Here is a 19,765-nt window from a genome sequence, read left to right as displayed (position 1 = left end):
CTTGCGCTGTGCGCGGTCCGTCCTTTTTTACGTTGCGGTTGCCTAGGGGATGTATTCGAAATTTCATATTCGTAGTGTGGCCTAAAGGTGTTTTGGTCCGTTGTATATGATATTTCGAATAGATTTTGCGCTTGAGTTCGATAAACGGAAATTATATATGATAAATCAAATACATCGGTCTATAGCCGGCCAAAGAGCAAATATGAACATGAAAAACCGAATACATCGGCGAGAGCGAGAGGGTTAGCGGTGGCGCCTGCTCCCGAATTCCGAACCCCGATCCAGCACCCCGATCCAGCCCTAAACACACCGATCCAGCACACCGATCCAGCCCTAAACACACCGATCCCCCCGGCACCCTCGCCTACTCCGATGCCTTCTCCTGATACTCTCCCGGCGGAATGCCGTAATGCTGCTTGAACACGTAGGAGAAGTGCTTCACGCTGACGTAGCCGACCTTCTCGGCGACGTCGTACACCTTCTCCGGCGGCTTGATCCGCAGCAGCGCGGCGGCGTTCTCCATCCGGATTCTCGTAACGTACTTGATATAAGACTCTCCGGCGCTCTTGTGGAACAGGCTGCTCAAGTACCCCGGCGACATGCCGGTCGCCTCGGCGACGAGCGCCAGGCTGAGAGGTTCGCCGTAATGTTCGCCGATATATCGCTTCGCGCGAGCGACGATGTCGTGCTCTTCGTCCGGCGCGACGGCCGGCGAAGAGGCGGCCTGAACCCGCTGCAGCATGCGCCGCAAGGCGATGACGACGTCTTCCGGGGAGCGGATATCAGGGGCGTTGGCGGCGTCCCTAAGCGCGATCCACGCGCCACCGGCCCATGCTTCCGCCGATTCCTTGGAGAACGCGGCCAGCCGGTTCATCAAATAGGCGCCGAAGCGCGCGATCGTCCGATTATCGCCGATGCCGTTCCGCAGCGCGAACGTCTTCAATGCGGCGTACAGCTCGTCGTCTTGGCCGTTCGCGAATGCGGCATGAATGTCCAGCGCGTCCTTGTCGAGCCATCGGATCTTCTCCTTGTCCGCATCCGTCTGATCCTCGCCGAGCAGGCAAGCTTCTCCCCGGAACAGACGAAGCTGCAAGGACTGCCGCGCCTTGCGGTAGGAGGCGACCACTTGCAGGACGTCCATCTCGCTGGAACCCGCCGCGCCCCACAGGCCCATGCCGGTCATGCCGAAGATCGCCGAGGCCAGCTCGCGGTACAGCCTCTCGCACTTCGCCCGGACGTCCGCCGCGTCGTCGCCCGGGACGAGCACCGCCGTCCGCTGTTCCCGGTCGAAGAAGACGGTGCCGCCGATATCGCCGCCCGCGAGCTCCGTCGCCGTCTGGTGCAGGATGTACCGGAACAGCGTCGCCTCGCTCGGCGAAGCGGATCGCCCCAGCAGCTCGCCTTCGTCCAGCGCCAGCAGCAGAATCGCGCCCTCGGCTTCGATCAGGCTGAGCTTCAGCCGGAACAGAATCGGGTACAGCGCCTTCGTCTCCGCGTCGTTGTCCGCCGCCAGCGCGCTCAGGAACTGCCGCGCCACTTGCTCCCGCGACGTTTCGGAGAGGGCCAACAAGCTTGACCGGTATTGCCGGTCCGCCTTATCGGCGTCCAGCCGAAGCTTCGTCTTCTCGAGCGCGGCGATCAGCTCTTCCTTGACGACCGGCTTCAGCAAGTAGTCTTCGACCCCGTAGCGGATCGCTTCCTTGGCAAGCGCGAATTCGTCGTAACCGGAGAGGATGATCATCCTCGTGCGAATGCCTCTCTCCGAGACGCGCCGTACGAGCTCCAGGCCGTCCATGACCGGCATCTTGATGTCGGTAACGATCAAGTCGAACGTCTCCCCGCGATCGAGCGCGTCCAGAGCGTCCTGCCCGTCCTCCGCTTCCCCGGCGCATTCCCACTCCGGATGAAGCGATGTTACGTTGTTGCGGATATACGCGCGCACGAACGGTTCGTCGTCCACGATCAACAGTCTATACATGGTCATCCCTCGTCTCCTGCGCCGCGGGCATCGTTACGGTTACCGTCGTTCCGCTCCCCGGGGCGCTCTCGATGCTCAGCCCGAACGCCTCGCCGTATCTGGCCTTCAGCCGCTTGTTGACGTTCGCGAGCCCGATGCCGGTATGCGCCGGATTCGCTCCGTCCTCGCCCGGCAATCCGTCGACCTTATCGCGCAGGGCGACCAGCGTCTTCTCGTCCATGCCCGGGCCGTCGTCGCTTACCGAGATCGCGATCCGGTCCGCTTCAGCGCGGCCGATTATCGCAATCGTCGTCTTGCCCTTGCGCCGTTCGCAGCCGTGCACGACCGCGTTCTCGACGAGAGGCTGCAAGAGCAACGCGGGAACGTCGATACCGAGCAGCGACGAAGGGATGTCGATCTCGTAGCAGAGCCGCCCTTCGTAGCGGCTGCTCTGGATGCCCAAGTACGCGTGCAGCAGCTCGAGTTCCTTGCCGAGCGCGATCTCCTTGTCCCATTGGGACATGCTCCGGAGAATGCTGCTCAACCGGTTGATATGAGAGATCGCCTTCTCTTGCTCGCCGGACTGCATCGTCAGGCTGATCAGGTTCAGCGTGTTGAACAGGAAGTGAGGCCGAATCTGGCTGAACAGCGCGTGGATCTGCGCCTCCTGCTGCAGCAGCTTCGATTCGTACACTTCCTTGACCAGCTTCGTGTTCTCGCTCAGCATGCCGGCGATTTTGCCGACAAGCCGGTTGAACGCCGAGCCGAGATAGCCCATCTCGTCCTGCCGATCGCCGCGGAAGACGACGTCCAGGCGTCCGTGCTCGACTTCCTTCATCAGTTTCACCACGGACAGGAGCGGCGCTAGGAACTTGCGGATCAGGTATACGAGCACCGCGATTCCGAACAGGGCGCAGCCGACGGCGAACAGGAACGCGGTGTTGCGGGTCTGGATCGCGCCTTGCTTCATCTCCGCGACCGAGTTGACGGAGACGATGCTCCAGCCGATCCGGGAGATCGTCGCCCGGTTCAGCAAGTAGTCGCCGTGCGTATCTTCGCCGGCGGCTATCGCCGACAGCACCGTCTCTTGGAAATCGTCGTCGGAAGAGTAGATGAAGTGGTTCTTGTCGTCAAGGATGAACAGGCCTCCGTCTTGCCCCATCTGCACGCGGCCGGCGATGTCCGCGATGCCGTTGTAATTGGCGTCGGCCTTGATGACGCCGATGATCGTCTGCGTATTGCTAATGCTGCGGAGTTGCTTGACAATCGAGAAGACGGGCACGTTGCCTTCTCCGGAAGGTTGCGCGCTCGACGGCACGAAGATATATTCCTGGGAAGACAACGCCTTCTTGTACCAGTCGTACGATTCGACGTCCTCATCGGGCACGAGGCTGGTCGGCAAGCGGGCGCTCGAGTAGATCCGGTCGGTCATGATCGAGACGCGCAGAATGTCCTTGCGGGGATAGATAAGCGACTCGTCGAGGAAGCCTTCGATGAGCCTTCTTTTCTCCAACTGCCCAAGCTCCGAGCGGTCGCCCTCTTCCTCGAGCGCCTTCATGATCGCGGCGTTGCGATAAGGGAACAGCGTCAGCCTGTACAAGTCGTCGAGGTAGGTGTCGATGTTCAGCGCCACTTGCTCGATGATCTGCTGGACCTTGTCCGACGATTGCCGCTCGAGGTCTCTCGTGTACTGGGTATAGGACAAGTACGATTCAAGGAACACCGAGCCGAGCAGCAGCAAGCCGGTCATCGTCAACAGCTTCCGTTTGATGCTCCATTCGCGATAGCTTTTGACCCGCAACGAGCGGACGTTCATCGGACAACCCCTCTTTCGGCAACGCGTTCGTCCCTCTATTTTATATATAGGTCACCTGCGAGCGTATGTAAATCGGATTCGAAAAAACCGCACCTTCATCGTCGTTTTCAGGTATTTAATCCGGCTCGGCCGGTCCCGTATGCTGAAGATGCAAAGCCACTATACCTAAGGGGAGATCAGGCAATGGTACGCAAAAGCGGGTTCACGTTATTGATCCTGGCATTGACGGCGGCGCTGATAAGCGCATGCGGTTCGAACGACAACGGCAACGGAAACGCAGAGCCTTCGGCAAGCGCCCCGGCTTCCGTCAAGCCGAGCGAGTCAGCCGAACCGAGCAAAGAGACGCAGGAGAAAGTTACGCTGAAATTTTTCACCGGTAAAGTAGAGACGGTCGAGCTCATCAACGACATGATCGCGAAGTTCGAGGACGAGAACCCGAACATCAAGGTCGAGCAAGAGTACCAGAAGGACGCGAGCAGCGTCATCAAGGTGAAGTTCGCGTCCGGCGACGTGCCGGACATCACGACGGTCGTCTCGCAGGACTACGTCGACCAAGGCAAGTACCTGGACCTGTCCGGCGAAGCGTTCTGGTCCCGGGTGCTTCCGGCGATCAAGGACCTCAGCACGGACATCAAGACCGGCAAGCAGTTCAAGGTCGCCACGAACGTCACGATGGCCGGTATTTTCTACAATAAGACGCTGTTCGAAGAGCTCGGCTTGAAGGAAGCCCATACGTGGGCGGAGTTCCAAAGCAATCTGCAGGCGATCAAGGACAAGAAGCCGGACGTTACGCCGATGTTCGTCGCGGGCAAGGAATCGTGGACGCTCGGCCACCTGATCGAATTCATGGCGCACGGCGTCATCAAGCAGCAGTACGGCGTCAACGACGCGCGCAAGGCATTCATCGGCAACGAGTCCGACAAGCTGCGATTCGACGCCGCGGGCGGCGCGATCGACGCGTTCGCGGGCCGGCTGCTGGCGCTGAAGGAAGCGGGCCTCATCAACAAGGACGCCCTGACGGCGACGTACGACAACCAGAAGGAAGCGTTCGCGGGCGGTCAAGCCGGGCTCATCAGCCAAGGCATGTGGGTGCTCGGCGACTTGCTGAAGCTCAATCCGGACGTCGCGGCCAGCATCGGCTTCTCCCCGTTCCCGCCAGTCGTCGACGGCACGAAACCGGTTACGCTGTCCGCGGAAGACTCCGTGTACGCGATCACGTCCGAATCGAAGCATCCGGAGGAAGCGAAGAAGTTCCTCGAGTTCCTCTTCAAGCCGGAGAACCTGAAGGCGTACAGCGAGTTCCTGAAGTCGCCTCCGGCGTTCACCGACGTCTCCGCGGACTGGGGTCCTCTCAAGGACCAAGCGGCAGCGGCGCTCCAATCCGGCGTCAACATCTCGTTCACCGACACGCCGTCCGGCTTCTCCGGCGACGATGCCGGCCGCATGGTGCAAGAGCTGCTCGCGGGCAAGTACGATTCCCTGCAGTTCGCGAAGGCGTACAACGAAGCTTGGAACAAGGCATGGAGCGCGACGAACAAGTAAGTTCCGTGCGAGAGGAGGGAATCGTCCATGGCCATCCTTCGTAAAATCAACGCCAACCTGCACCTGTACATGGCGCTTCCCGCCATCGCGCTGTTCGGCCTGTTCTTCATCTATCCGCTCGCGCAAGGGATCGGCATCAGCCTGACCGATTCGAACGGCGTGACGGCGCCGAACTTCGTCGGCTTGCGGAACTTCGCGGACTTCTTCCAAGACGACCGCGCCCGTACCGACGTGACGAACACCGTGCTGTTCGCGCTCGGAAGCGCCCCGCTGCTCAATCTGTTCGGTCTTCTGTACGCGCTGCTGCTCGATCGGAAAATGGCCGGCAGAGGGTTCGCGAGAGCGGCCGTCTATCTGCCGGCCGTCATCAGCCCGCTCATCATGGGCTATATCTGGTACTTCATCCTGCAGCCCGGCCGGGGGTACTTGTCCCACGCCCTCGGCGAGCTCGGGCTCGGCTTCCTGGACGGCAATTGGTTAGGGGAGAGCTCTTCCGCGCTCGTCGTCCTCATCGTCGTCAACGTGTGGCAATACGTCGGCATGACGATGATCGTCTATCTGGCGGGTCTGCAGAACATTCCGGCCGATCTGTACGAGGCGGGCGCCATCGACGGCGCGGGACGGCTCGCTTCCCTGCGGTATATCACGCTGCCGCTGCTGTACCCGGCGATCAAGATCAACGTCGTCACGAACATCATCGGCTCGCTGTCGGTGTTCGAGATCATCGTGGCGCTGACGGACGGCGGTCCGGGATACGCGACCGAATCGCTCAGCATCTATATCATGCGCATGCTGTACGGCAGCTTCACCGGCTATTCGACCGCGGTCGCGCTCATCTTGTTCGCGATCATCATCGTACCGGTGCTCGTCTTCCTGCGGCTGACGAGAAAATCCGAGTACGAGCTGTGAGGGGGCGAGCGACATGACAAGCATCCGATCCGTCCCTAAGTACGCGGCAGCGGCGTTCATCGTTCTGCTCGCCATCGTCCCGTTCTACGTGCTCGTCTACTTGGCGCTGAGCAAGCCGTCCGTCAACGTGTTCGGAGGCGTGCTGCTCATACCGGACTTCGACTTCGGCAACTTCGCCGAGGCGTGGCGGGTTTCCCGCATGGGCAAGGCGATGGTCAACTCCTTGATCATCACGGCCGGCGGCATCGCGCTCGTCGTCTTGGCCGCGAGCGCCGCTGGCTACTCGATCGCAAGGTTCAGGCATAAGGTGAACGCGGCGATCTTCAATGCGTTGCTCGTCTGCCTGATGATCCCGGGGATCATCATTACCGTACCGCTGTACACGCTCATGAAGGAGATCGGGGGCATCAACACGCAATGGGCGATGGTGCTGCTGACCGCTTCGAACGCGCTGCCATTGGCGGTGTTCCTGTACGCGAGCTTCATCCGCGCGCTTCCGAAGGAAGTCGAGGAGTCGGCGGTCATCGACGGCTGCACGTACTTCACGGCGTTCTGGCGGGTGACGTTCCACTTCCTGCGGCCGGTCACGTCGGCGGTCGTCATTCTGATCGGCCTCGGCATCTGGAACAATTACGGACAGGCGGTGTTCTTCCTGCAGAGCCAGGATGCGCGAACCGTTCCGCTCGCCGTGTCGATGTTCTTCCAGACGTACGGCGCGAAGTGGAACCTGATGGCCGCGGCCGCGCTCATCGGCATGGCGCCGGCGGTGACGGCGTTCCTGCTGTTCCAGCGTTACTTCATCAAGGGCATTATGACGGGAGCCATGAAAGGATGATCGCACAGATGATAGAGAGCGGAATCCGCATCGTCGATTGTTATCCGCTGAAAGCCCAGTACGCGAGCGGGGAGATCGTCGAGCTGGCGATCGAAATCGCGAACGGTTCGGACTTCGCGAGAACGGTCGGCGTACGCTGCGCGATCCGCGAGCTGGACCGCGTGACCGAAAGCCGCGAGCACGCGGCGGTCGTGGCGCCGGGAGGGACGGAGACGATCCGGCTGCGCTTCGGCCCTTACGAGACGGCGTTCTCCGGATACGGCGCGGACGTGGAATTGCTGAGGGGAGAGGAGACGGTCGATCGGCTGTCCACCGCCTTCGACGTCGTCGACGATTGGCGGCGCGCGACGCGTTACGGCTTCCTGAGCGACTTCGGCGCCGCGGAGGCGGGAGACGAGGAAGACGTGAAGTGGATGGCGAAGCTGCACCTCAACCTCGTCCAGTTCTACGATTGGATGTACCGGCATGACGAACTCGTCGGCGAAGAGGCTGAATATACCGATCTGATGGGGCGAGTCGTCAACCGCGGCGTCGTAGAGGAGAAGATCCGCGCCTGTCATGCGCTCGGCATGAAGGCGATCGCGTACGGCGCCGTCTACGCGGCGAGCCGCGCGTTCGCGGACGCTCGTCCGGACTGGCGGCTATACACGAGCGCGGGGACGCCGTATGACTTCATCGGCATCTTCGCGATCATGAACACGGCGCCGGACAGTCCGTGGCACGCGCATATCATCGACCAGTATCGGCAGGCGGTCGAGCGCATGGACTTCGACGGCATTCACCTGGATACGTACGGGTTCCCGAAAACCGGCTGGTCGCGCTTGAACGGCGAACGTCGGCTGGAGAGGTTGGAGGAGCATTTTCCGGTGCTGATCGACGGGACGCGCAAGGTGCTCTCGGAAGCGAAGGAAGACGCATGCCTCATCTTCAACAACGTCGGCAACTGGCCGGTCGATACGGTCGCGAGGGCGGAGCAGGACGCGATCTACGTCGAGGTGTGGAAGCCGTACGAGCGGTATTCGCAATTGCGCGATATCATCGGATGGGCGAAGCATCTGAGCGACGGGAAGAACATCATTCTCGCCGCGTACCTGAAGCCGTTCCGGATTCCCGGGCCGCATGGGGCCGACGGCGCGATGAACGCGTTCCGGCTGCTGAACGCCGTCGTCGCGGCGCACGGAGCCTACCACTTGCTGCATGGCGAAAACGGGGGCGTGCTGACCCAAGGGTATTACGTGGACCATTCGCTCTTGGCGCCTGATCAGCTGAGGGTCGTGAGAGACTACTGCGACTTCGGCGTACGCTACGGTCACGTCACGCACGACCGCGGGCTGCGGGACGTCTCGATGACGCATGCGGACGGGGACAATCTTGAATACGAGTTCACGAGATTCGATTACAGCACATACGGCGAAGCGGGCAAAGTATGGACGGTCATCATGGAAGGCGGCGGCCGCAAGCTCGTTCACTTCATTAACTTCTCGGGCTTGGCAGACGATTATTGGAACGAGGACAAGGCGGCGCCGACTACGGTGGCGGGTCGGACCGTATACGTCGCGATCGACCGGGAGGTCGAATTCGTACTGCTGGCGAGCCCAGACCGAGACGGCGGGCGTCCGACGCGGCTGGATTGCCGGGTCGAGCGGCATGAGCGCGGGCTTCGGGCGGTCGTGGAGCTGCCGGAGCTGGCGTATTGGGATTTGTTGATTATCGAATAGAGGGATGCGAGAGAGCCCGAACCATTGCCGCGGCAACGGTTCGGGCTCTTTGCGTTCGGCGGACAAGTTGCCCATTGCGAGGCGGACTGCATCCTATTCGATCGCATCTTCATAAATTCGAAAGAAATCGGATTGTTGTTTTGTCAAAAATAAGCTTTATCCTAGGTATAGGCAAGATCGAACGGGAAGAAGGCGATTCAGTGACCAAGTTCCATGTACTCGTCGTTGACGATGATGCGGACATACGAGATGCGATCGAAATTTACTTATGCAGCGAAGGGATGGACGTCACCAAGGCCGCGGACGGAAGTGAAGCGCTCCGGCAGTTGGAGGAGAACGAGATTCACCTGGTTATCCTCGACGTCATGATGCCGCAGATGGACGGTATTCAAGCGACGTTCAAGATCAGACAAGCCCGCAACGTTCCGATTCTCATGTTATCCGCCAAGTCGGAAGATCAGGACAAGATCCTAGGTCTGAACGTCGGCGCGGACGATTACCTCACGAAGCCGTTCAATCCGCTGGAGCTGATCGCGCGGGTGAAATCGCAGCTGCGCCGATACACGAATCTCGGTCGGTTCGAATCCGAGGAGAACGGCGGAGAAGTGCTGCAAGTTCGGGGCCTCGCCATGGATCGGTCGACGAAGACGGTCACGGTCGACGGGGAAGAAGTGCGGACGACGCCGACGGAGTTCAAGATCCTCGAGCTGCTGATGTCGAACAAGGGGCGCGTGTTCTCCATCGACGAGATCTACGAGAAGGTGTGGAAGGACCCCGCGCATAACGCGGACAACATCGTAGCGGTGCACGTGCGGCGAATTCGCGAGAAGATCGAGATTAACCCGAAGGATCCGAAATATTTGAAGGTGGTGTGGGGCGTTGGCTATAAAATGGACAAGTAAAGGAATCTCCTTGCTGCTGCTCGCCTGCGCTCATGTGCTGTGGGCGTTGACGCTCGTATCCGCGGCGGATATCTTGAATAATCGCAAAGATCTCGGCGAACGCGACTATTTCAAGAGCCATGTCTTTCAATCGGAGATGCAAGAGCTGCTCACGATGATCATCTATCGGCACAATGGAGGACCTCCTCCCGGAGCGGAGCGTTATTGGGATATCCGAGAGCCGAACACGGTTCAATACGCGATCAAGGATGAGCGCAGCGGCAAGTCTTATACCAATATGGATCCGATTCCGAACAATTGGCCGAAGACGGGGGCGAAGGTGCTGCGGCAGGTCGAGATCGTGCCTAGAGATATGGTCGACAGCGACGCATCGGCATTGCATTACATCGTGAACGACTGGAACGGTACGGTGCTATTCTTGAGCACGACGCCGAGCAATAATGTCATTCAAGCGCAATCCGAGCAATTCGCGACCGAGCATGAGCTCGTCAAGGAACGACTGCGGAAGCAGATCATATTCTTGGCCGTTTACTTAATTGCCGCAAGTTTGCTGACGTACTACTTGGCGCGCCACCGCTTCGGACACCTCTCGCTGAGCGGTCTGCGAGCTTGGTACGCGCGGAAGTTCCCGCTCGACGTTCGCGCGGGAGCGGTGATCGTCGTGAGTATCGCATGGCTGATATCGGTCCAAATGATCGACCGCGTCTATGTCCCGTTCGCGGTGTTCGACGATTCCCTGGCCATTTTGATGATGACGCTGATGAACGGATTCCTATTTTACAACGCATTAGGCGCGCTTACCTTGATCAACAACGGAGAAGAGCTCGGGCGGCAATGGCAGGACAGCGTACTCATGCAGCTTAAGGAATGCATGGAGAGACGCGGGCTCCTATTCAAGTTCCTCGTCTTCGTCGGAATCGCGGTCGCGCTCGGATGCATTCCGCTTACGGCGCTCGCCGCGGAAGGCGATGACGAAGGGTTCGTAGGAGGAGCGGTATTCCTCTATTACCTGTTCCTCTTCTTGATCGTGATTCCTTACCTGGTCCGCAAGCTCGTATACCTGAGCAAGATCGTCCGGGGCGTCTCGGCGCAAGCGTCCGGAGATGTCGCGAGCATTCCGGTCAAGGGAAATGGCCAGCTGGCGCAGCTCGCCGCGAGCATTAACAATCTGAAGCATGGGCTGCAGAAGTCGCTCGAGAAGCAGGCGGTGAACGATCGGCTGAAGACGGAGCTCATTACGAACGTCTCGCACGATTTGAAGACTCCGCTGACGTCCATTATTAATTACGTTGATCTGCTGAAAAAAGAAGGTTTGACGCCCGAGCAGACGACGCAATACGTCGAGGTGCTCGATCGCAAGGCGCAGCGCTTGAAAGCGTTGATCGACGATCTGTTCGAAGCATCCAAGATGGCTAGCGGGTCGGTGGAGCTGCAGCTGGAGCGAGTAGATCTGGTGTCGTTATGGAATCAGGCAATGGCGGAATTCAGCGACAGAATCGAGCAAGCGAATCTCTCGTTCCGGGTCAACGTTCAACAGCCGCATTTGTATGCGCGGCTGGACGGCAGGAAGACGTGGCGAGTCTTCGAGAATCTGATCTCGAACGCGGTGAAATACGCGTTGCCCGGGACGCGAGTATTCGTGAACTTGACGGAGACGGAAGCCGGAGCGGTCATGACGATGCAGAATATGTCCGCCTATGAGCTGAACTTCGACGCGGATGAACTGTTCGAGCGGTTCAAGCGGGGCGACCAGTCACGGCATACCGAAGGCTCGGGGCTCGGACTCGCGATCGCGAAGAGCATCGTCGAGCTTCAAGGCGGCCGGCTAACGATCGCGATCGACGGCGATCAGTTCAAGGTTACGATCGTATTCGCTCGCGCCGCAGCAGAATGAATGAACAATCGCCGGCGAACCGTCGCCTATAGAGGCGCGGGTTCGCGGGCGATGTTCGTTGCTTTTATAACGCCAACTGCTCCTGTACGTAGCTCTTGATCTTCTCTTGGTCGATCGTAAGCACCGCCATGCCGTCGATGTTCGCGTCCTGGAACGCGCCGGTCTGCGGCAGTTGGATGCTGGCGATGTCGGACGTGTCGAGCTTCATGCCGAGACGGGCCAGCTTAAGCAGATCGCCCGGAGGAATGTCGGTCTCGATATACGGCGCGATGCTGCTGAGCACCTGAGGCAGACGGATAAGCGAAGTCGTCTTCTTCATCTCGTCGGCGATCGCGGACAGGAACTTGCGTTGGCGGTCGGAGCGGCCGTAGTCGGACTGGATGTCGCTGCGGAACCGGACGTATTGGAGCGCCGTCAAGCCGTCCATATGCTGCATGCCGGCTTCAAGGTCGATGTTGTATCGCGGGTCGTCTCGCTTATCCACGCGGTGCATCGCCTTGTCGACTTCGAAGTCGATGCCGCCGAGCGCGTCGATGAGCGAGATGAACCCTTCGAAGTCGGTGTAGACGTAATAGTGGATCGGCAAGCCGACGAGGTCGCCTACCGTGCTCATCGCGAGGCGCGGTCCGCCGAACGTGATCGCCGAGTTCACGCGATTCGAGCCGTGGTGGGCGATCGGCACGTAAGAGTCGCGCAGCAGGGAGAACAGGTGGACGTCCTTGGCGACCGGATCGATGGACGCGATCATCATCGTGTCGGAGCGCGGATGCGCGTCGCTCTTCACGCCTCTCGAGTCGCCGCCGAGCAGCAGCACGTTGACGCGTTCGGTGCCTTCCCACTCGGGAGGCGCCGGAATCGGGACGGGCTCCCCGCCGCCGATCGGAGCGGTGTCCATCGTCGGGATGTCCTTGGAATTAGCGTAGATGTCGCCGGCGAAAGAGTAGAACGAATGAATATAATAAGCGACGGTCAGCCCGATGGCGAGCACGACGCTCAGGCTCGTATACAGGATGATTCTACGCGACTTCGGCGACATGCGCTTGCGGGCGCGCGAGGGCGCGCGAGGGGGAATCGGCGTCGATAGTTCGCCGGTAGACGTCGGTTGCTCCGGGTTCACGAGACCCATCCTTTCCGATTTGGAGTGTTCAGCTAAATATACGACGCAAAGCGGCAGAAAGTTTTTCCTCTTGGGAATAAATGTCGTCAAGCTCGTCCGTCATCTTCCAAAATGCCATATAAAAAAAGCAAAAATGCTCGTTCGTGGCGGCGCATGCATTCGCCTATAATGAAGAAGAGTAAGGACGCGATCACATTCCATTAGGATGGTGTACACAATGAGTAAACCGCAAGTAGGCATTCAGCTGTATTCTTTGCGCGACCGCAGCGAGAAGGACTTCCTCGGCACGATTCGGGAAGTCGCAGACATCGGATATAAGAACGTAGAACTCGCTGGCTACTACGGCCACTCCGCGGCTGAAGTACGCAAGACGCTGGCGGACGCGGGCCTGAACGCGCCATCGGCTCACATCGGCTTGTCCGTAGGCGACGCGGCGATCTGGGACAACCTGAAGAAGCAGATCGAATTCGCGCAAGAGCTCGGTCTGAAGAAGTTCGTCGTGCCGTACTATCCGCTCGGCGACAACCCGACGATCGACGACGTGGCGAAGTTCGCGGACACGATCGGACAAGCGGCGAGCATCGTGACGGAAGCGGGCCTCGGGTTCGGCTACCATAACCATGCGTTCGAGTTCAAGCCGGTCGACGGCAAGCTCGTCATCGACCACCTGTTCGAGCGCGTTCCGGCGAACTTGCTGTTCGCGGAATTCGACCTCGGCTGGGTGAAGGTCGCGGGCCAAGATCCTGCGGAATACGTGAAGAAGTACGCGGGCAGACTGCCGCTCGTACACGCGAAGGACTTCAAAGCGGACGGAACGGATACGGAAATCGGCAAAGGCTCCGTCGATTGGGATTCGGCTCTGGCCGCGTGCGAAGAAGTCGGCGTAGAGTACGTCATCATCGAGCAAGAGCGGTACGACGTATCCTCGCTCGAGAGCGCGAAGCTGAACTTCCAATGGTTCAAAGCTCGCGGCTGGGTGTAATAGACGGAAGAGATACGGAGAGAAGCTCTTCAAGGAAGCCCGGCGCTGCCGGGCTTCTTCGCGTTCTCCGGACGCGTTAGCGCAAACCGGGACGTTAATGTTACGATAGCGTTAACGATGTACATAAGGAGAGATGCGGCATGACGATCAGACGGTTAAACGGAGAGGACTTCGAGGAACGGATGGCGTTGTCCGAATTCGCGTTCCAGTTCCGATTCGGCGAGAATGACTTAGAGTCGATAAGGAAGAAGTGGAAGCCGGAGCACGATTGGGGTTACTTCGACGATGACGGAAGACTGCTGTCGGCGGCGACCGTCATTCCGTTCGAGACGTGGGCGCAAGGCCGGAAGCTCGCGATGGGCGGCGTAGCCGGTGTTGCGACGTGGCCGGACGCGAGACGGCAAGGGTGCGTACGCCAGCTTCTTCTCCACTCGCTGGAGCAGATGAGGAAAGACGGCCAATCGGTTAGCTTGCTGCATCCGTTCGCGTTCGCCTTCTACCGCAAATTCGGGTGGGAGATGACGGTCGAGCGCAAGCAGTACACGCTGTCGGCCGCCCAACTGCCGAAGCGGGAAGACGCGCCGGGGTCGGTGAAGCGGGTAGCGAAGCCGGACGTCGCGATGCTGAACCGCGTCTACGAAGCGTTCGCTTCGCGGTATAGCGGCACGCTCGTCCGGACGGACGAATGGTGGGCGGACAAGTGGCTGTCCAAGAAGGGCACCTGGGCGGTGTACGAGAACGATAGCGGAGAGCCCGAAGGCTACTTGCTGTACGAGGTCATGAACCGCAAGCTGACGGTGCTCGATTGGGCGAGCACGACCGAAGCGGCACGGGTCTCGTTGTGGACGTACGTCTCCAACCACGACTCGATGGTCGACGAGGTGACGCTGACCGTCCCGGTCGACGATCCGCAGACGTTCCTGCTGGCCGATCCGAGAATCAAGCAGGAGGTCATCCCTTACTTCATGTCCCGGATCGTCGACGCGGAGGCTTTCGTGCGGCATTACGCGTGGGCGCCGGGCGGCGCCGAAGGCGAGACGCTGACGCTGAGGCTGTCCGACGCGCACGCGCAGTGGAACGAAGGGGCGTTCCAATTGTCTTGGAGCGCGGATGGGCAAGGGAAACTGGAACGGGGCGAAGCGACAGGAGCGGGGCCGACGCTGACGACCGATATCCAAGGACTGACGGCATTGTTGCTCGGCAACCGGCGTCCTGCGTTCTTGGCTCAGGTCGGGCGAGTCGGCGCGGATGCGGAGGCGATCGCGCTGCTCGAGCGCCGGATCCCGGCAAGGACGACGCATTTGGCGGATTTCTTCTGACGGCGCCGATGGGTCGGCAGCCAACATTGTCCATAATGGATACTGGTTGTCAATAAGACTGGCAGTATGTTAAAATGAGAATACTGTTTTTGTATAGGTACCCGTAGAGGTGCCAAGGGGGTGTAAGCGTGGACGTATTTTTCAAAATTCTCCTGATCGTGTTTTCCTTGGGTCTGATCGCCGTCGTTCTGCTGCAACGCGGTAAGAGCGCAGGTCTCTCCGGCGCCATCTCCGGCGGTGCGGAGCACTTGTTCGGCAAGCAGAAAGCCCGCGGCCTCGATCTGTTCCTGCAACGCGTAACGGTCGGTCTGGCTGTCGGATTCTTCGTTCTTTCCTTGGTAGTTGCTTACGTGGTCAACAATTAATATCGAATACGCGGTCGCGCGAACGAGTGGGGAGCCTAGGCTTCCCGCTTTTTTTGCGCTCGCCGATAGTGGTATCTTTGCAGGATTTTCGAGCGAATCCGCCATAAATTTCCTTGCCATCTTGTGGAATCCGATTCAAAACGTTTATTCTTAATGAAAGGACAGGGGCGTTCATCCGATTGCCGACGTCGCTAGCTGTGTATACTATATGAAGGACGAGGTGATACGGATGCCAATGTGTACGGAGCAGGAACTGCTGGACTTCATGCGCGAGACCGCGTATAAGCCGATGACGTACCAAGAGCTGGAGAAACATTATGGCATATCGGACGCAGTGGAATTCAAGAGTTTCCTGCGAATGCTGACCGATATGGAGCAAGAAGGCAAAGTGATTATGACGCGGACGGACCGCTACGGCGTGCCGGAACGCATGAATTTATTGCGAGGACGGATTCAGGCGCATCCGAAAGGATTCGCGTTCCTCATTCCCGACGAGAAGGACCACCCGGATCTGTACATTCACGCGAACGACATGAAGGGGACGATGAACGGCGATATCGTACTGGCGCGAGTCGGCGGCACGAACGCGGCCGGCAAGCTGGAAGGCGAGATCGTTCGCATCGTGAAGCGCGCGGTGACGCAGGTCGTCGGCGTGTTCAACCATCATGAGAGCTTCGGGTTCGTCGTGCCCGACGACAAGCGGATCCAGAAGGATATTTTCGTGAAGGCGGAGAACTTCAAGGGCGCGGTAACGGGACAGAAGGTCGTCGCGAACATTATCCGCTATCCGGAGGGACGCTCGCAGGCCGAAGGCGAGATCATCGAGATTCTCGGCCATAAGGACGATCCGGGCGTCGACATTCTAAGCATTATCCGCAAGCATGGCTTGCCGGAGAGCTTCCCCGAGGAGACGATGGCCGAAGCGGAAGCCGCTCCGGACGCGATCACGGATGAAGAGATCGCCCGGCAGGGGCGTCGCGACTTGCGCGGCAAGACGATCGTTACGATCGACGGCGAAGACGCGAAGGATCTGGACGACGCGGTGAACGTGGAACTGTTGGATAACGGCAACTACCTGCTCGGCGTGCATATCGCGGACGTGAGCTATTACGTGCGCGAGAAGTCGAAGCTAGACGAGGAAGCCTACAACCGCGGGTGCAGCGTGTACTTGGTCGACCGCGTCATTCCAATGCTGCCGCACAGGCTGTCCAACGGCATCTGCTCGCTCAATCCGCAAGTGGACCGGTTGACGATGTCGTGCGAGATGGAATTCGATCCGAAGACGATGCGCCGGGTGCGCCACGACGTGTTCACGAGCGTCATCAAGACGAAGGAACGAATGACGTATACGAACGTGCGGAAAATCTTGAACGAAGAGGATCCGGAAGTTACGGAGCGTTATGCGGACTTGGTCGATACGTTCAAGCTCATGCAAGAACTTGCGATGAAGCTGCGCGGCCAGCGGATGCAACGCGGCGCGATCGACTTCGACTTCCAGGAGTCGAAGGTCATCGTCGACGAAGTCGGCAAGCCGGTCGACATCGTGAAGCGGGAGCGCTCGATCGCCGAGCAGATCATCGAGGAATTCATGCTGGCGGCGAACGAGACGGTGGCGGAGCACTTCCACTGGCTGAAGGTGCCGTTCATCTATCGGATTCACGAGGATCCGGACGGCGACAAGCTGATGCACTTCATGCAGTTCGCGGGCAACTTCGGTTACGCGGTGAAGGGCAAGGGCAATTCCGTGCATCCTCGAGCGCTGCAGACGTTATTGGAAGAAATCCGCGGCACGAAGGAAGAGACGGTCATCAGCACGATGATGCTGCGGTCGATGAAGCAGGCGAAGTACGATCCGGAGAGCCTAGGGCACTTCGGACTCGCGGCCGAGTTCTATACGCACTTCACGTCGCCGATTCGGCGCTATCCGGACTTAATCGTTCACCGCGTCATGCGCGAGGTGCTCGAGAGCGGCGGCACGCTGCCCGAAGGGCGCTTCGAGACGCTGGCGGCACGGATGTCCGACATCGCGACGCAATCTTCGGAGCGCGAGCGCGTGGCCGTCGAGGCGGAGCGGGACACGGAGAAGTTGAAGAAGGCCGAGTTCATGCTCGATAAGGTCGGCGAAGAGTTCGTCGGCATCATCAGCGGCGTGACGAGCTTCGGCATGTTCATCGAGCTCGAGAACACGGTGGAAGGACTCATCCGTCTGAGCGATCTGACGGACGATTACTATCACTTCCACGAGCTGCATATGGCGTTGATCGGCGAGCGCACGTCGAAGGTGTACCGTATCGGCGACGAGGTGAAAATCCGCGTCGGCCGCGTAAATATGGACGACCATACGATCGACTTCGAGATGGTCGACATGAAGTCGCGCAGCGGCAACCGCGTAAGCTTGGTGGACGCGAAGGGGCAGAAGGGCTTCGGCGGCGGCTTCAAGAAGAAGAAGCGCGGTGGCGGCGGCTTCGGAGCTGCGGGACTCGGCGGACGCGGAGGCAATGATCGCGGCGAGCGAAGCGGCGATGACCGCGGCGGGCGCGGCAGAGGCGGACAGCGCGGCGGAGGCGGCAAGCCTGCGTTCGGCGGCGGTAAGCCTGCGCCGGGCGGCAAGAGCGTCGCTAGCGGCGCTAAGCCGGCGTTCGATGCAAGGCCGGCTACTGGCGGCAAGCCTGCGACCGGCGGCAACGGCGGCGAGGGTCAACCGCCGCGCGAATTCGCCGGCAGAGGCAAGCGTCGCGGCAAAGGCGGCAAGGGCCACGACAACGGCAACGGCAACGCGGAGGCGGCGGGTAACCGCGACGTTCTCGGCGGGCAAGGCGGCGGCAAGTTCTGGAGCGAAGACGGCCCGGTCGAGACGAAGGCGGTGCAAGGGCGCGGAGGCCAAGAGGAGCGGCTTCGCCGTAATCCTGCCGCGGCCGCGGCGGCCGTAGTCGCGCCGGAAGCGCAGTTGGCTAAGCGCAAGGGCGGCAAGAAAATCGACATGTGGGGACTTCCCGTGTCGGGGCTCTATGCGCGCACCGGCGATGACGGCGGCGAAGGCGGAGACGGCGGTAAGCCGCAGCGCGATCGCCGGGGCGGCGGACGCGACCGCAAGCCGGGCGTCGGAGGCGGCCAAGGTCGCAGGGGCGGCCCGGGTGCGGGTGCCGGCAAGAACGGCGGCAACAAGGGCAAGCCGTCCGGCGGTGAACAAGCGGCGCCGCAGGCGGCCGAAGGATCGGCTTCGCCGAAGCCGAAACGGCGGAAGAAACCGCCTGCCGAATAAGCGATGGGGAACCACCTGGCACGTTCGTTGCCGGGTGGTTTCTTGCGAGCGGGGAAGGCGCCGGACCCATTAGACAAAAGTCGACGTATCTTATAGGATAGAGAATAGTGTGTGTACGGGGAGGCGGATAAGGAATGGCAGAGCTGTATCATGTATTGGGAGCGAAGCAATTCACGAGGGACGAGCTGGAGCAGCTGTTCGACTCTGCGCAGGAGATGGAGAAGGTCGTCGCGGGCGGCGGAGATCGCCGCTACGAAGGCAAGATCATGACGACGTTGTTCTTCGAGGCGAGCACGCGTACGCGGCTAAGCTTCGAGTCGGCGATGCACCGGCTCGGCGGCGGCGTCATCGGCACCGAGAACGCGGCGCAGTTCTCTTCCGCCATCAAGGGCGAGACGCTGGAGGACACGATCCGCATCGTCAGCGGCTACAGCGACGTCATCGTCATGCGCCATACGGACATCGGCGCAGCGAAGCGGGCGGCGAAGGTATCTAACATTCCGGTCATTAACGCCGGCGACGGCGCGGGCGAGCATCCGACGCAGGCGCTGCTCGACGCGTATACGATCCGCAAGGAATTCGGCAAGATCGACGGTCTGAAGATCGCGATGGTGGGCGACCTCGCCTACGGACGCACCGTTCACTCGCTGAGCTACATGCTCGCGAACTATCAGGACGTCATGATCTACTATATCTCGCCGGATAACGTACGCATTCCGGACAACGTGAAGAAGTATATGGACGAGAAGGGTATCCGCTACGTAGAGACGACCGATCTCGATTCGGTCGCGGGCTCGATCGACGTGCTGTACCAGACGCGAATCCAGAAGGAACGGTTCCCTTCGGTCGAAGAATACGAGAAGGCGTCCGGCCAATATATCGTCGACCGCGAGCTCATGAGCCTCTTGAAGCCGGAAGCGATCGTGCTGCATCCGCTGCCTCGCGCGGGCGAGATCACGGAGGAAGTCGACGACGATCCGCGGGCCGCATACTTCCGCCAGGCGGTTAACGGACTGTACATTCGGATGGCGATCATCGACCGGTGTTTCGGCGGTGGGAGCCAAGGGTAATATTTTGCGCGGAGCGCGCGGGCGGGGCGATTGAAAGCGATCTTCGGCGCGTGATATAATGAATGTCCGGTCAAGTA

At 60.1% G+C, this 19,765-nt stretch carries 14 protein-coding genes; 11 read left to right on the top strand and 3 right to left on the bottom strand.

Features of this window, described 5'->3' with window-relative positions; all coding sequences use genetic code 11:
• Positions 1–364: 364 nt before the first annotated feature.
• Both ACFQZG_RS24825 and ACFQZG_RS24820 read right to left on the bottom strand, forming a co-directional pair.
• Positions 365–1,984, bottom strand: a complete 1,620-nt coding sequence (locus ACFQZG_RS24825) for a response regulator transcription factor (protein ID WP_378157449.1) — start codon at positions 1,982–1,984, stop codon at positions 365–367.
• On the bottom strand, positions 1,971–3,773 hold the full coding sequence (locus ACFQZG_RS24820) for a sensor histidine kinase (RefSeq protein ID WP_378157448.1): 1,803 nt from the start codon (positions 3,771–3,773) through the stop codon (positions 1,971–1,973). Before ACFQZG_RS24820 ends, ACFQZG_RS24825 begins: the two co-directional genes overlap by 14 nt.
• Positions 3,774–3,956: 183 nt before the next feature.
• Here ACFQZG_RS24820 and ACFQZG_RS24815 point away from each other — a divergent pair, with 183 nt between their 5' ends.
• The 6 genes from ACFQZG_RS24815 (at position 3,957) to ACFQZG_RS24790 (ending at position 11,573) form a co-directional block, all read left to right on the top strand.
• Complete coding sequence (locus ACFQZG_RS24815; protein WP_378157447.1) at positions 3,957–5,315, top strand: ABC transporter substrate-binding protein; 1,359 nt, start codon at positions 3,957–3,959, stop codon at positions 5,313–5,315.
• Positions 5,316–5,342: 27 nt separating this feature from the next.
• Positions 5,343–6,224 carry a carbohydrate ABC transporter permease gene (locus ACFQZG_RS24810; RefSeq protein WP_378157446.1) on the top strand — a complete coding sequence of 294 codons (882 nt, stop codon included), beginning with the start codon at positions 5,343–5,345 and terminating at the stop codon, positions 6,222–6,224.
• A 13-nt stretch (positions 6,225–6,237) separates the two neighbouring features.
• Positions 6,238–7,059: a carbohydrate ABC transporter permease gene (locus ACFQZG_RS24805; RefSeq protein ID WP_378157445.1), complete on the top strand. Its 822-nt coding sequence runs from the start codon at positions 6,238–6,240 to the stop codon at positions 7,057–7,059.
• Positions 7,056–8,777 (top strand): glycoside hydrolase family 66 protein, encoded by a 1,722-nt coding sequence (locus tag ACFQZG_RS24800; RefSeq protein ID WP_378157444.1) that lies wholly within the window; start codon positions 7,056–7,058, stop codon positions 8,775–8,777. Before ACFQZG_RS24805 ends, ACFQZG_RS24800 begins: the two co-directional genes overlap by 4 nt.
• A gap of 200 nt (positions 8,778–8,977) precedes the next feature.
• Positions 8,978–9,679, top strand: coding sequence for a response regulator transcription factor (locus tag ACFQZG_RS24795; protein ID WP_378157443.1), 702 nt, complete (start codon positions 8,978–8,980; stop codon positions 9,677–9,679).
• The gene (locus ACFQZG_RS24790) at positions 9,657–11,573 is read left to right on the top strand and encodes a sensor histidine kinase (protein WP_378157442.1); all 1,917 of its coding nucleotides are present in this window, start codon (positions 9,657–9,659) and stop codon (positions 11,571–11,573) included. Before ACFQZG_RS24795 ends, ACFQZG_RS24790 begins: the two co-directional genes overlap by 23 nt.
• Before the next feature lie 64 nt (positions 11,574–11,637).
• On the opposite strand, the gene ACFQZG_RS24785 is transcribed toward ACFQZG_RS24790, so the two are convergent.
• Complete coding sequence (locus ACFQZG_RS24785; RefSeq protein WP_378157441.1) at positions 11,638–12,690, bottom strand: LCP family protein; 1,053 nt, start codon at positions 12,688–12,690, stop codon at positions 11,638–11,640.
• 217 nt (positions 12,691–12,907) lie between these two features.
• On the opposite strand from ACFQZG_RS24785, the gene ACFQZG_RS24780 reads away from it, so the two are divergent.
• The 5 genes from ACFQZG_RS24780 to pyrB all read left to right on the top strand — a co-directional run bounded on the left by ACFQZG_RS24780 (position 12,908) and on the right by pyrB (position 19,688).
• Positions 12,908–13,672, top strand: a complete 765-nt coding sequence (locus ACFQZG_RS24780) for a sugar phosphate isomerase/epimerase family protein (protein WP_378157440.1) — start codon at positions 12,908–12,910, stop codon at positions 13,670–13,672.
• Between the two features lie 140 nt (positions 13,673–13,812).
• A complete protein-coding gene (locus ACFQZG_RS24775) occupies positions 13,813–14,991 on the top strand; it encodes a GNAT family N-acetyltransferase (RefSeq protein WP_378157439.1) in 1,179 nt (392 codons plus the stop codon).
• A 128-nt stretch (positions 14,992–15,119) separates the two neighbouring features.
• Positions 15,120–15,356 (top strand): preprotein translocase subunit SecG, encoded by a 237-nt coding sequence (gene secG, locus ACFQZG_RS24770; RefSeq protein WP_378157438.1) that lies wholly within the window; start codon positions 15,120–15,122, stop codon positions 15,354–15,356.
• 235 nt (positions 15,357–15,591) lie between these two features.
• Complete coding sequence (rnr, locus tag ACFQZG_RS24765; protein WP_378157484.1) at positions 15,592–18,618, top strand: ribonuclease R; 3,027 nt, start codon at positions 15,592–15,594, stop codon at positions 18,616–18,618.
• 134 nt (positions 18,619–18,752) lie between these two features.
• On the top strand, positions 18,753–19,688 hold the full coding sequence (gene pyrB / locus ACFQZG_RS24760; RefSeq protein ID WP_378157437.1) for an aspartate carbamoyltransferase: 936 nt from the start codon (positions 18,753–18,755) through the stop codon (positions 19,686–19,688).
• The last annotated feature ends 77 nt before the right edge of the window (positions 19,689–19,765 follow it).

This window comes from Cohnella sp. GCM10027633 (assembly GCF_042675445.1).
Taxonomy (GTDB): Bacteria; Bacillota; Bacilli; order Paenibacillales; family Paenibacillaceae; genus Cohnella.
This window is presented reverse-complemented; position numbering and strand designations above follow the sequence as displayed.

Excerpts from the sequence above, each read along its gene's own strand:
- rnr (WP_378157484.1), top strand. The coding sequence starts at position 15,592 with ATGTGTACGGAGCAGGAACTGCTGGACTTCATGCGCGAGACCGCGTAT.
- ACFQZG_RS24815 (WP_378157447.1), top strand. The coding sequence starts at position 3,957 with ATGGTACGCAAAAGCGGGTTCACGTTATTGATCCTGGCATTGACGGCG.
- ACFQZG_RS24820 (WP_378157448.1), bottom strand. The coding sequence starts at position 3,773 with ATGAACGTCCGCTCGTTGCGGGTCAAAAGCTATCGCGAATGGAGCATC.
- ACFQZG_RS24800 (WP_378157444.1), top strand. The coding sequence starts at position 7,056 with ATGATCGCACAGATGATAGAGAGCGGAATCCGCATCGTCGATTGTTAT.
- ACFQZG_RS24805 (WP_378157445.1), top strand. The coding sequence starts at position 6,238 with ATGACAAGCATCCGATCCGTCCCTAAGTACGCGGCAGCGGCGTTCATC.
- pyrB (WP_378157437.1), top strand. The coding sequence starts at position 18,753 with ATGGCAGAGCTGTATCATGTATTGGGAGCGAAGCAATTCACGAGGGAC.
- ACFQZG_RS24775 (WP_378157439.1), top strand. The coding sequence starts at position 13,813 with ATGACGATCAGACGGTTAAACGGAGAGGACTTCGAGGAACGGATGGCG.
- ACFQZG_RS24780 (WP_378157440.1), top strand. The coding sequence starts at position 12,908 with ATGAGTAAACCGCAAGTAGGCATTCAGCTGTATTCTTTGCGCGACCGC.
- ACFQZG_RS24810 (WP_378157446.1), top strand. The coding sequence starts at position 5,343 with ATGGCCATCCTTCGTAAAATCAACGCCAACCTGCACCTGTACATGGCG.
- ACFQZG_RS24825 (WP_378157449.1), bottom strand. The coding sequence starts at position 1,984 with ATGACCATGTATAGACTGTTGATCGTGGACGACGAACCGTTCGTGCGC.